16 protein-coding genes are annotated in these 14,938 nt (G+C 73.0%); 5 read left to right on the top strand and 11 right to left on the bottom strand.

Annotated features, from left to right (window positions below; all coding sequences use genetic code 11):
* Positions 1–26: 26 nt before the first annotated feature.
* On the top strand, positions 27–851 hold the full coding sequence (locus K7854_RS02205; RefSeq protein ID WP_226024609.1) for an EI24 domain-containing protein: 825 nt from the start codon (positions 27–29) through the stop codon (positions 849–851).
* On the opposite strand, the gene K7854_RS02200 is transcribed toward K7854_RS02205, so the two are convergent.
* From K7854_RS02200 to K7854_RS02190, 3 genes are all read right to left on the bottom strand, one after another.
* Complete coding sequence (locus K7854_RS02200; RefSeq protein WP_226024608.1) at positions 823–2,112, bottom strand: pyroglutamyl-peptidase I; 1,290 nt, start codon at positions 2,110–2,112, stop codon at positions 823–825. The two genes, K7854_RS02205 and K7854_RS02200, sit on opposite strands and share 29 nt — an antisense overlap.
* Before the next feature lie 282 nt (positions 2,113–2,394).
* A complete protein-coding gene (locus tag K7854_RS02195; RefSeq protein WP_226024607.1) occupies positions 2,395–3,369 on the bottom strand; it encodes an aldose epimerase family protein in 975 nt (324 codons plus the stop codon).
* A gap of 50 nt (positions 3,370–3,419) precedes the next feature.
* Positions 3,420–4,337 carry an SGNH/GDSL hydrolase family protein gene (locus K7854_RS02190; protein WP_226024606.1) on the bottom strand — a complete coding sequence of 306 codons (918 nt, stop codon included), beginning with the start codon at positions 4,335–4,337 and terminating at the stop codon, positions 3,420–3,422.
* 258 nt (positions 4,338–4,595) lie between these two features.
* Here K7854_RS02190 and K7854_RS02185 point away from each other — a divergent pair, with 258 nt between their 5' ends.
* Positions 4,596–5,090 carry a DUF3145 domain-containing protein gene (locus K7854_RS02185; RefSeq protein ID WP_030181266.1) on the top strand — a complete coding sequence of 165 codons (495 nt, stop codon included), beginning with the start codon at positions 4,596–4,598 and terminating at the stop codon, positions 5,088–5,090.
* 135 nt (positions 5,091–5,225) lie between these two features.
* On the opposite strand, the gene K7854_RS02180 is transcribed toward K7854_RS02185, so the two are convergent.
* The 5 genes from K7854_RS02180 to fasR all read right to left on the bottom strand — a co-directional run bounded on the left by K7854_RS02180 (position 5,226) and on the right by fasR (position 10,245).
* Entirely contained in the window at positions 5,226–6,515 is a 1,290-nt protein-coding gene (locus K7854_RS02180) for a beta-ketoacyl-[acyl-carrier-protein] synthase family protein (protein WP_226024605.1), read from the bottom strand.
* Between the two features lie 109 nt (positions 6,516–6,624).
* Positions 6,625–6,873 (bottom strand): acyl carrier protein, encoded by a 249-nt coding sequence (locus K7854_RS02175; RefSeq protein ID WP_226024604.1) that lies wholly within the window; start codon positions 6,871–6,873, stop codon positions 6,625–6,627.
* A gap of 102 nt (positions 6,874–6,975) precedes the next feature.
* The gene (locus tag K7854_RS02170) at positions 6,976–8,007 is read right to left on the bottom strand and encodes a ketoacyl-ACP synthase III (RefSeq protein ID WP_226024603.1); all 1,032 of its coding nucleotides are present in this window, start codon (positions 8,005–8,007) and stop codon (positions 6,976–6,978) included.
* Between the two features lie 16 nt (positions 8,008–8,023).
* Entirely contained in the window at positions 8,024–8,950 is a 927-nt protein-coding gene (locus tag K7854_RS02165) for an ACP S-malonyltransferase (protein WP_226024602.1), read from the bottom strand.
* 89 nt (positions 8,951–9,039) lie between these two features.
* The gene (fasR, locus tag K7854_RS02160) at positions 9,040–10,245 is read right to left on the bottom strand and encodes a fatty acid biosynthesis transcriptional regulator FasR (RefSeq protein WP_052842855.1); all 1,206 of its coding nucleotides are present in this window, start codon (positions 10,243–10,245) and stop codon (positions 9,040–9,042) included.
* Positions 10,246–10,353: 108 nt separating this feature from the next.
* On the opposite strand from fasR, the gene K7854_RS02155 reads away from it, so the two are divergent.
* Positions 10,354–11,004, top strand: coding sequence for a pirin family protein (locus K7854_RS02155; protein ID WP_226024645.1), 651 nt, complete (start codon positions 10,354–10,356; stop codon positions 11,002–11,004).
* Here the strand turns inward: K7854_RS02155 and K7854_RS02150 are convergent.
* Together K7854_RS02150 and K7854_RS02145 are read right to left on the bottom strand one after the other, a co-directional pair.
* Positions 11,001–11,828: a serine hydrolase domain-containing protein gene (locus K7854_RS02150; protein WP_226024601.1), complete on the bottom strand. Its 828-nt coding sequence runs from the start codon at positions 11,826–11,828 to the stop codon at positions 11,001–11,003. The two genes, K7854_RS02155 and K7854_RS02150, sit on opposite strands and share 4 nt — an antisense overlap.
* 19 nt (positions 11,829–11,847) lie before the next feature.
* Positions 11,848–12,318 (bottom strand): GNAT family N-acetyltransferase, encoded by a 471-nt coding sequence (locus tag K7854_RS02145; protein ID WP_226024600.1) that lies wholly within the window; start codon positions 12,316–12,318, stop codon positions 11,848–11,850.
* Positions 12,319–12,415: 97 nt separating this feature from the next.
* Between K7854_RS02145 and K7854_RS02140 the strand changes: the two genes are divergently transcribed.
* Positions 12,416–12,913, top strand: coding sequence for a MerR family transcriptional regulator (locus tag K7854_RS02140; RefSeq protein ID WP_226024599.1), 498 nt, complete (start codon positions 12,416–12,418; stop codon positions 12,911–12,913).
* Positions 12,910–13,923: an aldo/keto reductase gene (locus K7854_RS02135; protein ID WP_226024598.1), complete on the top strand. Its 1,014-nt coding sequence runs from the start codon at positions 12,910–12,912 to the stop codon at positions 13,921–13,923. The genes K7854_RS02140 and K7854_RS02135 overlap by 4 nt, the downstream gene beginning before the upstream one ends.
* A gap of 110 nt (positions 13,924–14,033) precedes the next feature.
* On the opposite strand, the gene K7854_RS02130 is transcribed toward K7854_RS02135, so the two are convergent.
* Entirely contained in the window at positions 14,034–14,909 is an 876-nt protein-coding gene (locus K7854_RS02130) for a DUF4429 domain-containing protein (protein WP_226024597.1), read from the bottom strand.
* Between the last annotated feature and the right edge of the window lie 29 nt (positions 14,910–14,938).

The raw sequence follows: 14,938 nt of genomic DNA, 5'->3' as shown, positions 1-14,938 counted from the left end.
GCGCGCCGACCGGTAGAGTGCCGCCCATGCGTGATCTTGGGGCGGGATTCGGCCACCTTCTGAAGGGCCAGCGCTGGGTGGCCCGGCACGGCCGGAGCTACGGCTTCGGGCTCGTCCCGGGCCTGATCACCCTGGTCCTGTACGTGGGCGTGCTGGTCGCCCTCGCGCTGTGGGGCGAGGACTTCGTCGGCTGGGCGACCCCGTTCGCCGACGACTGGTCGAGCCCCTGGCTCGGGCTCTTCCGCGGCTTCCTCACCGCCGTGCTGTTCGCCCTCGCCCTGCTGCTGGCCGTGCTCACCTTCACCGCGGTCACCCTGCTGGTCGGCCAGCCCTTCTACGAGGCCCTGTCCGAGCGGGTCGACCGGGACGTCTCCCCGGACGGCACCGCCCCCGAGTCCGACCTGCCGCTCTGGCGCGAGCTGTGGATCTCCGGCCGCGACAGCCTGCGGATCGTGGTCCGCGCCGCGCTCTGGGGCGTGCTGCTCTTCGCGCTCGGCTTCATCCCGGTCGTCGGGCAGACCGTGGTCCCGGTGATCGGCTTCTTCGTCACCGGCTTCTTCCTCACCGAGGAACTGACCGCCGTTGCCCTCCAGCGCCGCGGGGTCGAGCTGCGCGAACGCCTCGCCCTGCTGCGCTCGCGCAGGATGCTGGTCTGGGGCTTCGGCACCCCGCTGGGCGTCTCCTTCCTGGTGCCGTTCGTCGCCGTGTTCCTGATGCCGGGCGCGGTCGCCGGCGCCACGCTCCTCGCCCGCGAACTGCTGGGCGAGGAGACCCGCGACGATGCCGACGACCGGACCGGAAACGACCCCGCCGACCCCGCGGTCAGCCCCGGTCCGCCCCCGCGGCACTGACCGCCACACCCACGATCGCCCGCGTCTGCGCCACGATGTCCAGCCGGTTGCGCACGAACTCCGGGTCGGTGACCGCCCCCGTCGCCGGATCGGCGTTCCCGGCCCCGAACTGCAGCACCGGGGTGTGCACGTGCCCGCCCGGCAGCGTGCCGTGCAGTCCGAGCCGGTCCCGCAGCAGCGTCGCGCGGTAGGCGATCTCGTTGGACAGGTAGTTCCCGCCGCCGCCCTCCCGGGCCGTCGAACCGGGCGTGGGCCCGTCCGGCCGTACCACCGGCTCGGTGCCGCCCGCCGGGATCTCGGTCACCGTCGTGTTGTCGTACACCGGGAAGCGGCCGGTGTCCGCCGCCGTGATCGCCGCGTACGGCAGCGTGGTCGTCGTCCACTGCGGCTGCGCGGCCGGGTCGGCCACCGGGACGGTCTCCGTGCGGGAGACGTTGTCGTTGTCCGGGAAGCCGCCCCGCCAGGCGCCGTTGGTCCGCTCCACGTCGAACCGCCCGACCCGGCCCTGGCTCACGGTGGTGAACAGGTCGACCCGCGGCAGGTACGGCCGCAGCGCCCGCTCCACCGCTCCCTCGGCGAAGTCCGCCCAGCGCACCGGGAACACGGCCGTCTCCACCCGGGCGGGACCGTCCGGGGTGTCGATCACCGTGCCGTCCAGGGCGAGCGCGACGGCGCCGGACGGGTTGGAGATCCGGATGTCGCGGTCCAGCGTGAAGGGGTCGAAGCCGGTGAGCAGCACCCGCTTCATGCCCTTGCCGTGCCCGCCGTGCCCGCCGCGCGGCAGACGGAGGTCGGTCTGACCGCGCGAGGTGCGCTCCAGCTCCGTCAGCAGCGCGGCCCGCTGCCGCTCGCCCAGCCCGAACCCGGGCTCCCAGGTGCGCAGTTCCCGCGTCATCCCGAGCCGCGCCCAGTACAGCGGCCGGTCGTCGTCCCGGCTGAGGTCCCCGCGGGCCGGCCCGCGGCCCTGCACCCGGTCCACCGCGCGCCGCCACAGCGCCGCGCCCTCGCGCGCCACGACGGCACGTGCCTCGCGGTAGGAGTCCGCCCGCCCGAGCCCCCGGGCGAACGCCGGTGCCACCGCGGCGAATCCGGAGCGCCGCAGGATCTCCCGGGGCACCTCCCCGTCGAGCCGCCGCTCCTCCACGGTCGGTGCGGGGGCGGCACTGCCCGCCTCGGGAGCCGCCGTCGCCGTCGTGGGGGCCGCGAGCCCCGCCGCCAGGGCCAGTCCGAGTACGCCGATCCGAACACGTATGGGTCTCAAGGGAGTCCAGGTCCTTCCGTCGCCGTGGGGTGCTGCCGGAACGGCGGCAGTATCGCGTGACGGAAGGGCCATGCGCCATGGCGCATGGCCGACCGACTCGTGGCCGTTTGTGAAGGGTTCGTACGAACTCCTGATCGGGCACCCGATCGTGGACCGCCCGATCACCGCGGCGATTACCGTCGGACCCGGGACGCCGGTGAGCGCGCCCCCGCGAACAGCCCCGGCCCGGGACCTGACGGCCGGGCCGGGGCTCGGCCCCCGGTGCCCCTGGCCCGGGGTGGCCTACCGGCGCACCGAGAAGCCGTACACCGTCTCCGAGCGGAACACCTCGCCCGGCCGCAGCACCGTGCTCGGGAAGTCGGGCCGGTTCGGCGAGTCCGGGAAGTGCTGGGTCTCCAGCGCGATCCCGTCACCGGGGGCGAAGGGCTCGCCCAGGTGGTCGGCGGTGTACAGCTGGAGCCCCGGCTCGGTGGTCGCCACCGTGAGCACCCGCCCGGACGCCGGGTCGTACAGCTCGGCGACCTCCTCGGCGGTGTCGGTCACGCCCTTGTCCAGCACGAAGTTGTGGTCGTAGCCCGAGCCGACCTTGCGCGCCCGCCGGAAGTCGAAGCGCGTGTCCGACACGTCCTGCGGGGCACCCGCCGGGATCAGGCCGGCGTCGACCGGCGTGATCCGGGAGGCGGCCAGCCGCAGTTCGTGCCCGCCCGCGTGCCCGGAGCCGCTCAGGTTGAAGTAGCTGTGGTTCGTCGGGTTCAGCACGGTCGGCGCGTCCGTGACCGCCTCGTACACGATCCGCAGCGCCCCCGAACCGTCCAGCGTGTACGTGGCCGACATCTCCAGGCGTCCCGGGAAACCCTCCTCGCCGTGCGGGGAGACCCGGCTCAGCCGGACGCCGTCCGCGACCGCCGCCACCTCCCACACGCGCTTGTCGAAGCCGCGCTCACCGCCGTGCAGCACGTTCGGCCCTTCGTTGGGCGCCAGCGCGTACGTCCGCCCGTCCAGCGGGAAGCGCCCGCCCGCGATCCGGTTGGCGTACCGCCCGACCAGCGCGCCGAAGTAGGGCTCCGGGTGCGTCACATAGCCGTCCAGGTCGGCGAACCCCAGCACCACGTCGGCGGTGTTCCCGTCCCGGTCCGGAACCTCGGCCGACTGCACGATCCCGCCGTACGACAGGACCCGTACCCGTACGCCGGCCCGCTCCAGGGTCCAGCGGTGTACCGGGGTGCCGTCGGAAAGTGTGCCGAAGAGTTCGCTCATGTGCGGAACTCTAGTGCTCGACTCCAGGACATGCGCAGGTCAGGCCCGCCTCACGGCGCCTTCGCGGTGACCGCGCGGTAGGCGATCTCCGCCAGCCGCGCCTGGCCGTCCACACTCGGGTGGAACCAGTCCCAGTGGCTCAACTGGTCCGTGCCGAACCGGAACGCGTGGACCGCGCCGTCATCGGTGCGGCACCGCCGGTCCTTCGCGCAGACCTCGCGCAGCACCTCGTTGTAGTCCTCCACCCGGTCCCGCACCGTGTTGCGCCGCAGGGTCGCCGCCGAGTCGAGGGAGTCGGCGTCGCCCAGCATCGAGGGGCAGATGCCCAGCTTCCACACCTGCTTGCCCAGGGGGTTGGTGCGCCCCTGGGACCACAGCCGCTTGAGGTCCGGGATGCTCGACACGTACACCTGCGCCTTGGGAAGCTTCTTGCGCAGGGTGGCCATCGCCTCCTCGAACTGGGCCCGGAAGTCCGCCACCGGGGTCATCGCCGAGGTCGTGGACCGGCACGCGTCGTTCGCCCCGGCCATCACCGCCACCAGCTCCGGCTTCCGCTTCGCCGCCCGCGTCACCTGACCGGTCAGATCCGCCATCCGGGCCCCGGTGACCGCGTAGTTCCAGCTGTGCTCGGCCGCGTCCGCCTTCCCCAGCAGCCGCACGGCGAGCGAGTCGACCTTCGCGCTGCTGCCGGTCGCCCATGACACCTCGGGGCAGTCCGACAGCACGGCGCAGGCGTCGAAGCCGCGGGTGATGGAATCACCGACGGCGGCGACCGACGCCGGGCTCGTGTCCCAGGCGGGTGCCGTCTTCGCCCGCTTCGACGCGCTGCCGGAAGGGGCGGGGGAGTCGCCGCCCACGGCGTCACAGCCCGCCACGCCCACGCCCAGGGCGGCGGCGGTCAGCACGGCGAGCGCGGCACGCGCCCGGCGACGCCCGTACCGCGTCCCCTGGTCCGTCCCTCGGCCCATACCGGTCCCACCCCTCGCCTCGTGCCTCCACCGTGCTCAACCCATGACACCGCGCGAGGGTTCCCGAGGGCGGCGATGCAACGGCTCACACCCGTACAAGCGTCCTGCCGGGTGAATGGCGCGGGTTTGTCGGCGGCGGGACCGACGGTACGTCACACTCCTTGCCCCGTCGCACGGTAGCCTCGCCATGAACGTGGCCCGCCCGGCCACGGCCCGTTCCACCCGTTCCGAGATGTCCCGCTCAGCCCGGAGGTTCCGGTGACGACACGTGGAGTCCTGTACGTGCACTCCGCGCCGCGCGCGCTCTGCCCGCACGTCGAGTGGGCCATCGCCGGGGTGCTCGGCACGCGCGTCGGCCTGGACTGGATCCGGCAGCCCGCCGCGCCCGGCACCTGGCGCTCGGAGTTCTCCTGGCAGGGGCAGGCCGGCATCGCCTCCAAGCTCGCCTCCGCACTGCGCGGCTGGCAGCTGCTGCGCTTCGAGGTCACCGCGGAACCCTCCGCGAACGCCGAGGGCGAGCGCTACAGCTGCACCCCCGACCTCGGCATCTTCCATGCCGTCACCGGCATCCACGGCGACATCATGATCCCCGAGGACCGGCTGCGCGCCGCCCTGGTCCGCTCCCAGCGCGGCGAGACGGACCTGGAGTCGGACCTCGCCAAGCTCCTCGGCAAGCCCTGGGACGACGAACTGGAGCCCTTCCGGCACGCGGGCGAGGGCGCCCCGGTCCGCTGGCTGCACCAGGTGGTGTGAGCGCCCTGAAAGGGCCGCGGTGAACTGCGCGAGCAACCGCACCGGACCCGCAGCCGGCACACAACCCGCACACGAACGGCGATGGCCCGGACCCCATGGGGGCCGGGCCATCAAACGGTCGGTCGGCTCAGCCGGTCAGACCGTCCGGAACGCGAGGACGACGTTGTGCCCGCCGAAGCCGAACGAGTCGTTCAGCGCGGCGATCCGGCCCTCCACCGGGAGCTTGCGGGCCTCGCCGCGGACGATGTCCGCGTTGGCCTCGGCCTCCGGGTCGAGGTTCTCGACGTTGATGGTCGGCGGTGCCACCCGGTGGTACAGCGCGAGCACGGTCGCCACGGACTCCACGCCGCCCGCGCCACCGAGGAGGTGACCGGTCATCGACTTGGTGGCGGAGACCGCCATGTGGTCCACGTTGTCGCCGAGGACCTTGCGCAGCGCCTTCAGCTCGGCGATGTCACCGGCGGGCGTCGAGGTGGCGTGCGCGTTGACGTGCACGATCTCGGCCGGGTCCAGGTCGTTGCGGTCCAGCAGGTTCTGCAGGGCGGCGGAGATGCCGCGGCCCTCCGGCTCCGGCTGCACGATGTCGTGGCTGTCGGCGGAGATGCCCTGGCCGACCGCCTCGGCGTAGACACGCGCGCCGCGCGCGGCGGCGTGCTCGGCGGACTCCAGGACCAGGACGCCCGCGCCCTCGCCGAGGACGAAGCCGTCGCGCGCCGTGTCGAACGGACGCGAGGCACCCTGCGGGTCGTCGTTGTTCTTGGACATCGCCATCATGTTGCCGAACGCGGCGATGGGCAGCGGGTGGATCGCCGCCTCCGTGCCACCCGCGACGACGACGTCGGCGCGGCCGGTGCGGATCATCTCGATGGCGTAGCCGATGGCCTCGGCGCCCGAGGCGCAGGCCGAGACCGGCGTGTGCACGCCCGCCCGGGCGCCCACGGCCAGGCCCACGTTGGCCGAGGGGCCGTTCGGCATCAGCATGGGGACGGTGTGCGGGGAGACGCGGCGGACGCCCTTCTCCTTCAGCACGTCGTACTGGTCGAGCAGCGTGGTCACGCCGCCGATGCCGGAGGCGATGACCGCGCCGAGCCGGTCGGGGTCGACGTGGGCCGCGCCGTCCTCGGCGGGGCTCTCGCCGGCCTTGCCGACGTACCCGGCGTCCTTCCAGGCCTCCTGCGCCGCGATCAGCGCGAACTGCGCCGAGCGGTCCAGGCGGCGGGCCTGCGGCCGCGGGATGACCTCGGAGGGGTCGACGGCGGCCGGTGCGGCGATGCGGACCGCCTGGTCGGCGGCCCACTCCTGCTCCAGGGGCTTGGCTCCGGACTTGCCGGCGACCAGACCCTCCCAGGTCGAGGCTGCGTCGCCACCCAGCGGTGTGGTTGCGCCGATACCGGTGACGACCACGGTGCGATTGGTCGAGCTCACGGGAATTCTTTCTCCAACGGGATACGGATTCGTACGGCGCCACCGCCGGGTGGCGGGGCAGTCTGCCCGGATCTGTCCGATACCCGGGGTATGCCCGAGTATCGGCGGATCAGGCCTGGTGGTCGAGGATGTACTGCGTCGCGTCGCCGACGGTCTTGAGGTTCTTGACGTCGTCGTCCGGGATCTTGACGTCGAAGCGCTCTTCGGCGGCGACGACGACCTCGACCATGGACAGCGAGTCGACGTCCAGGTCGTCGGTGAAGGACTTGTCCAGCTGGACGTCCTCAACCGGGATGCCGGCGATCTCGTTCACGATCTCCGCGAGACCGTCGACGATCTCTTTCTGAGTGGCGGCCATGGTGGCGCTCCTTCGTTGTTGTCCAGAGGGTGTGGCGGTCCGCCGCGTCGCGGCGGGTGTTGCTGCTCTCCGTCCCGGACCGGGTGATCCGGCACGGAGTGCCTAGGGGAGGGTAACGACCGTCGCGGCGTAGACGAGACCCGCCCCGAAGCCGATGACGAGTGCGGTGTCGCCGCTCTTCGCGTCGCCGGTCGCCAGGAGCCGCTCCATCGCGAGCGGAATCGAGGCGGCCGAGGTGTTGCCGGTGGTGCGGATGTCACGGGCGACCGTGACGTGGTCCGGCAGCTTCAGCGTCTTCACCATCGAGTCGATGATCCGCACGTTGGCCTGGTGCGGGATGAAGACGTCCAGGTCGTCCGGGCTGATCCCGGCGGCGTCCAGCGCCTGCTGCGCGACCTTCGCCATCTCGAACACGGCCCAGCGGAAGACCGCCTGGCCCTCCTGGGTGATCGCGGGGAACTTGACGTTGCCCTCGGAGTCGAGGGGCAGCTCGGAGACGTCGCCGACCCGGAAGCGGTCCCAGGGGATCGTCTGCTTGATCGTTTCGGCCTTGTCGCCCTCCGAGCCCCAGATCGTCGGGCCGATGGCCGGCTCCTGGGACGGGCCGACCACGACCGCGCCGGCCCCGTCGCCGAACAGGAAGGCCGTGGCCCGGTCCTCCAGGTCGGTCAGGTCCGACAGCCGCTCCACGCCGATGACCAGCACGTACTCCGCCGAGCCCTCGACGACCATGCCCTTGGCCAGGGTCAGGCCGTAGCCGAAGCCCGCGCAGCCGGCCGAGATGTCGAAGGCCGCGGCCTTGTCCGTGCCCAGCCGGTCGGCGATCTCGGTGGCGATGGCGGGGGTCTGGCTGAAGTGCGACACGGTCGAGACGACCACGGCACCGATCTGCGAGGCGTCGATCCCGGCGTCCGCGAGGGCCTTGCCGGAGGCCTCCACCGACATCGCGGCGACGGTCTCCTCGGGTCCGGCCCAGTGCCGGGTCTCGATGCCGGAGCGCGAGCGGATCCACTCGTCGGACGAGTCGATCTTCTCGAGGATCACCTCGTTCGGCACCACCCGGGTCGGACGGTATCCGCCGACGCCGAGGATGCGCGCGTACGGGGCGCCCTTGCTGGGCTTGATCTTCGACATGCTCTCGCGCTCCTTGTCAGGCCTGGATGTGCTCGGCGACGAGCTCGCGGGCCGCGTCGAGGTTGTCGGGGGTCTTCAGGGCCAGCGTCTTGACGCCGGGCAGCGCCCGCTTGGCGAGCCCGGTCAGCGTGCCGCCCGGACACACCTCGATGATCGCGGTGACGCCCAGCTCCTTGAAGGTCTCCATGCACAGGTCCCAGCGCACCGGGTTGGCGACCTGGCCGACCAGCCGCTCCAGCACCTCGGCGCCGGTGGCGACGCTCCGCCCGTCCTTGTTGGAGACGTACGTCACCTTCGGGTCGGCCGGCGTCAGCGCCTTCGCGGCCTCGGCGAGCCGGTCCACCGCGGGCGCCATGTGCTGCGTGTGGAAGGCGCCGGCCACCTTCAGCGGGACGACCTTGCGGACGCCCTCGGGCTTGTCCTCGTTCAGCGCGGCCAGCTGCTCCATGGTGCCGGCCGCCACGATCTGGCCGGCGCCGTTCACGTTCGCCGGGGTCAGGCCGAGCTTCTCCAGGTGCGCGATGCTCACCTCGGGGTCGCCGCCGAGCAGCGCCGACATGCCGGTCTCGGTCACCGCGGCGGCCTCGGCCATGGCCAGGCCCCGCTTGCGTACGAGGGTCAGCGCGGCGGTGTCGTCGAGGACGCCCGCGAAGGCGGCGGCGGTGATCTCGCCGACGCTGTGGCCCGCGACGGCGCCGGGCGCGAACCCGGGGATGTCACCGAGTGCCGCGGCGGAGAGGAGACCGGCGGCGACCAGCAGCGGCTGGGCCACGGACGTGTCACGGATCTCGTCCGCGTCGGCCTTGGTGCCGAAGTGGGCGAGATCGAGCTGGATGGCGTCGGACCACGCGGCGACGCGGTCCGCGGCGCCGGGAAGGGCGAGCCAGTCAGTCAGGAAGCCGGGCGTCTGGGCGCCCTGGCCGGGAGCGACGAGTACGAGCACTCTCACACTCTCTCTTGAGGACGGCCACGACCGCCCGTGGGGACAGGGACGAAGAACGGGAGCGGGTTTTGTGGACCCTGCACAAAAGCTTAGAGTTGCGGATCTCCGTCGGCCAGACGCCCCAGGATCAGCGCGATCCGCAGTGTGAACGCAGACCGTACATCAGAGGGCGACCATCCGGTGACGTCAGTCACACGTCGGAGCCGGTAGCGCACGGTGTTCGGGTGAACGAAGAGCATCCGGGCGGCGCCCTCCAGACTGCTCGCCTGTTCGAGATAGACACTGAGCGTCTCCAGGAGTGCCGCCCCCGCCTCCTCCAGTGGTCTGTAGATCTCCTCCACCAGCTGCTCACGAGCGGACGGGTCGGAGGCGATCGCGCGCTCCGGCAGCAGATCGTCGGCGAGCACCGGGCGCGGCGCGTCCTGCCAGGCGGTGCACGCCTTGAGCCCGGCCGCGGCGGCCTGTGCGGACCGGGTCGCGGCCAGCAGGTCCGGCACCACGGGCCCGGCGACGACCGGCCCCTGCGCGAACGGCCCGATCAGCGACTTCGCCACCGCCAGCGGGTCGTTGCGGCCCCCGGCGATCACCACCAGACGGTCCCCGAGCACCCCGGTCAGCACCTGGAGCTTGGCGTGCCGGGCGGCCCGCCGGATGGCCTCCACGGTCAGCTCGGAGTCCCCGTCGGGCGCGGTGCCCAGCACGACGCAGACGTGCTCCGGCGAGTTCCAGCCGAGGGCGGCGGCCCGTGACACGGCCCCCTCGTCGGCCTCGCCGCTGAGCACGGCGTTCACCACCAGGGACTCCAGGCGGGCGTCCCAGGCACCGCGTGCCTCGGCGGCCTGCGCGTAGACCTGGGCGGTCGCGAAGGCGATCTCCCGGGCGTACACGAGCAGCGCCTCGCGCAGCACCGACTCGTCGCCGGGCGCGGCGACCTCGTCGATGGCGGACTCCATCACCTCGATGGTGGTCCGCACCATCTCCACGGTCTGCCGCAGCGTGATCGCCCGGGTCAGCTCGCGCGGGGCGGTGCCGAAGACGTCGGTCGAGATGGCCTGGGGCGCGTCCGGCCGCCGGAACCACTCGGTGAACGCGGCGATGCCGGCCTGGGCGACCAGCCCGATCCAGGAACGGTTCTCCGGTGGCATCGCCCGGTACCACGGCAGCGTCTCGTCCATGCGCGCGATGGCCTGCGCGGCGAGCGATCCGGAGGACTGCTCCAGCCGCTTCAGGGTCGCGGTGTGCGGGTGGGCGGGCTGGGCGGGGGCGTCGGGCTTGCCGGTTTCGGGTTCGGGCACGGGGACAAGACTGCCTTATCGGGCCGGGCGGGTGTGCCGCCGGGGCGGTTCTGCGGGCCTCGGCCGCGCTCCGGGCCGCTCCGGGCCGGGACTACGGTGGACCACGTGATGGACGTACGGCGCGCGGACGAGCGCTACCCCGGGGGCGACGAGGCGGCCGGCATCGTCTCCCGCCACGCCTTCTCCTTCGGCCCCCACTACGACCCCGGCAACCTGCGCTTCGGTGCCCTGCTGGCCTGCAACGAGGAGCGCCTCGCGCCCGGCGCGGGCTTCGACGAGCACCCGCACAGCCACACCGAGATCGTCACCTGGGTGGTGCAGGGCGAGCTGACCCACCGCGACAGCACGGGCCACGAGACGGTGGTACGCGCCGGTGACGTGCAACGCCTCAGCGCGGCGGGCGGCGTCCGGCACGTCGAGCGCAACGACGCGGCCGTCCCCCTCACCTTCGTCCAGATGTGGCTGGCCCCGCACGAGCCCGGCGGCGACCCCGCCTACGAGATCGTCCGCGGCATCGCCGACTCCACCCCGTACGCCGTCCCGGAGGCCGGCGCGATGCTGCACGTGCGCCGGCTGACCGCCGGGGAGCGGACGGCGGTGCCGGACGGGGCGCACGTGTACGTGCACGTGGTGCGGGGCGAGGTGGACCTGGACGGTGAGCGACTGGGCCCGGGCGACGCGGCCCGCGTCACGGACGCCGAGGGGATGGCCGCGGTGGCCGTGGCGCCGGCCGAGGTGCTGATGTGGGAGATGGCCTAGGACCGGCTCCGTACCTCCGCGAGCACCCCGTCCGTGAAGGGCGGCCAGACCTCGACCGCCCAGGGGCCGAAGGCCCGGTCGGTGAGGGCCACGCAGGCGAGCCCGGCGTCGGGGTCGATCCACAGGAACGTGCCGGACTGGCCGAAGTGGCCGAAGGTGCGCGGCGAGGACGAGGCCCCCGTCCAGTGCGGGGACTTGCCGTTCCGGATCTCGAAGCCGAGGCCCCAGTCGTTGGGGTTCTGGTGGCCGTAGCCCGGCAGCACGCCCTTGGTGCCCGGGTACTGGACCGTCATCGCCTCGGCGACCGTGCGCGGGTCCAGCAGCCGGGGCGCCTGCACCTCGGCGGCGAAGCGGAGCAGGTCCCCGACCGTGGACACGCCGTCCTTCGCCGGGGAGCCCTCCAGCGAGGTCGCCGTCATGCCCAGCGGCTCCAGCACCGCCTGCCGGGCGTACTCGGCGAACGGCATGTCCGCCGCCTTCGCGATGTGGTCGCCCAGCTGCTCGAAACCGGCGTTGGAGTACAGCCGGCGCTCCCCGGGCGCGGAGGTCGTCCGGTGCTCGTCGAAGGCCAGCCCCGAGGTGTGCGCGAGCAGGTGGCGGACCGTCGCCCCGGGCGGCCCGGCGGGCTCGTCCAGCTCGATCGCGCCCTCCTCGTAGGCCACGAGCGCCGCGTACGCCGCCAGCGGCTTGGTGACCGAGGCGAGCGGGAAGCGGTGCGCGACGGGGCCGTGGGTGCCGAGGGCCGTGCCGTCCGCCCGTACGACGCCCGCCGCCGCGGTGGGGACCGGCCAGTTCTCGATCGACGCGAGGCTGTTCAAGGACATGGCGTCGAGCCTAAGCGGCTCAGAGGTACAGCCGCATCGAGGGGGTGGTGTCGCGCGTGAAGCCCATCGACGCGTACAGGGGCTCGGCGTCGGGGGAGGCCGTGAGCATGACGTGCCCGGCACCCCGCTCGCGGAACCACTCCAGCAGCTCGTCCATGCACGCGCGCGCGTACCCGCGGCGCCGGGCGTCCGGGTCGGTGGCGACGCTGAAGACGTATCCGAGCAGGCCGCTCGCCGGGCGGCCGGGCCCGCCGATCCGGTACTCCAGCGTCCCCACCACCAGCGCCGCGAGCGCGCCCGGCCGCTCCGGGTGGTCGACCACGAACGCCGCGAAACTCCCGTCCGGATCGGCCAGCGCCGCCCGCAGGCCGGGCAGCGCACCCGCCTGCCAGTCGGTGGGAGCGTCCGGGTCCATGGAATCGATCATCACCTGGCGGAGACGGAGCACTTCCTGCGCGTCTTCGGCCACGGCACGGCGTACGAGGCTCATGCCCCGCACGCTAATGACGGGCCGGGGCGCGTGTCCTGTGGATTTCCCGCCGTACGCGCTTGCCTGGAGTGCACTCCAAGGTCATAGCGTTGAGGTCATGACGGTGATGCAGACCACGGCCGGGACCCTCGCGCCGAACGCCACCACAGAAGCCACCGGAACGGACATCTGCTCCTTCCCGCCCCCGCGCCACCCGCGCCCCGACGGGCAGGACCGCTACACGATCAGCGAGGTCGTCGCCGTCACCGGCCTGACGGCCCACACCCTGCGCTGGTACGAGCGGATCGGGCTGATGTCCCACATCGACCGCTCGCACACCGGCCAGCGCCGCTACAGCAACCGCGACCTGGACTGGCTCGACCTGGTCGGGAAACTGCGCCTGACCGGCATGCCGGTCGCCGACATGGTCCGGTACGCGGAGCTGGTGCGCGAGGGCGAGAGCACCTACCCCGAGCGGCGCGAACTGCTGGAGGCCACCCGCCACGACGTGCTGGCGCGGATCGCCGAGCTGCGGGACACCCTCGCCGTACTCGACCGGAAGATCAGCTTCTACGGGGACGCCGGACGCACCCGGGAAGAGGAGGGCAACCGATGAACGACAGCAGGATCCCGACGGCGCGGCTCGGCACCGCGGGCCCGCGGGTGGGCGTCCAGGGCCTGGGCTGCATGGGCATGAGCTTCGCCTACGGCCCCGCCGACGCCGACGCCTCCCGGGCCACCCTGGAACGGGCGCTGGAGCTGGGCGTCACGCTGTACGACACGGCCGACGCGTACGGCGCGGGCGAGAACGAGCGGTTCCTGGCGCCGTTCTTCAAGGCCCACCGCGAGGACGTCGTCGTCGCGACCAAGTTCGCGCTGTCGATCCCCCCGGACGAGCCGACCAGGCGGATCATCCGCAACGACGCGCCGTACATCCGCGAGGCCGTCGAGGCGAGCCTGCGGCGCCTCGACCTCGACGTGATCGACCTCTACTACATGCACCGGCGCGACGTGAACGTGCCGATCGAGGAGACCGTCGGCGCCATGGCCGAGCTGGTGCGGGAGGGCAAGGTCAGGCACCTCGGCCTGAGCGAGGTCACCGCCCGGGAGCTGCGGGCGGCGCACGCCGTCCACCCGATCGCGGCCGTCCAGTCGGAGTGGTCGCTGTTCAGCCGGGACATCGAGGCGGGCGTGGTACCGGCCGCCGCCGAGCTGGGCGTCGCCCTGGTGCCCTACTCACCGCTGGGCCGGGGCTTCCTCACCGGCTCGGTCACCAGTACCGACGGGCTGGCCGACGACGACTTCCGCCACCAGCAGCCCCGCTTCACCGGCGACAACGCGGCGGCCAACGCGGCGCTCCTCGCCCCGGTCCGCACGGTCGCCGAGGCCCATGGCGCCACCCTCGGCCAGATAGCCCTGGCCTGGGTCCAGCAGCGGGCCGAGGTCCACGGCCTGCCGGTGATCCCGATCCCGGGCACCCGGAAGCCGACGCGGGTGGCGGAGAACACGGCGGCGACGGGGATCGTCCTGACCGACGACGAGCTGTCCCTGCTGGAGCCGATCGCGGAGAAGGTCGCGGGCGACCGCTACGCGGACATGACGTTCGCGTCTGCCGGACGGGAGTAGGGAAGCGCCCCGAAGGGGCGCGGGGCTGCATCGATGTGCGGCTCCGCCGCGCGGGCGCGACCGGCCACCACGGGACCGCACCCGGAAGCGGAACAGAAGCCCGGCAGACGCTAGAGCTCCGCCAACAACTCCGCCTTCTTCGAGGAGAACTCCTCGTCCGTCACCAGCCCCTGCTGGTGCAGCTCCCCGAGGTGCCGGATCCGCTCGGCGATGTCGGCCGGGTCCCGCCGGGGTGCCGGCACCGGTACCGGCACGGGCGCCGAGGCGCTCCGTTCCCGCACCGCCGCCAGCACCGCCGCGGCGAACGGCAGTGACTCGTGCACCGGCCCGTACCCGAGCCCGAACACGACCGCCGCCGGATCCTGGTCGGCCTGCGGGACGGCCGGTGCGGCCGGCGCGGCCGCGGCCTCGGCGTCGCGCGGCAGCAGCCGCAGGTACCCCTCGAACATCTCGGGGGAGCGCCACTCCACCCCGCCCAGGTCGGCGACCGGGAAGCTCTGGTCGCCGGCCTTCCACTTCGCCGACGACGCGCCCGTCCAGGACCACCGGAAGGACACCGCCGTCCCGTCGAAGGACGCCTTCCCGTCGTACGCCTTGAAGTGCAACGGTGCCTCGGGCGGGGCGACCAGGTAGCGCTCGGTCTTGCCGGACTCGGTCAGCAGGGCCCGCAGCTCGTCGGCGTAGTACTCCGCGAGCGTCTCCCGCTCGGCGGGCAGCACCAGCCGGTAGGGGTCGCCGCTCTCCTTCAGCTGCCCGGCCGCCGCCTCGATCAGCGGATCGGCCCCCGCGCGCGGCTCGACGCGCAGCACGACGGTGCCCCGTCTGCCGGGCGTGAGCGTCACGCCGGCGATCGCCTCCAGGGGCACCCGGCGTTCCCCCAGGGCCTGGAACAACTTGGGTGTTCGAATCCCCCGTTCGTAGCGGATGAGCACGGAGTCGGACTCGAACTCCCAGGCGGCATGAAATCCGGCCAGTACGTCACCCATGCGGCTCATCGTATGCGGCACGAGCCTTC

It is taken from the genome of Streptomyces hyderabadensis (assembly GCF_020404845.1).
Taxonomy (GTDB): Bacteria; Actinomycetota; Actinomycetes; order Streptomycetales; family Streptomycetaceae; genus Streptomyces; species Streptomyces hyderabadensis.
Note: the sequence above shows the minus strand (reverse complement) of the source record. Positions and strands in the feature narration are given on the sequence as shown.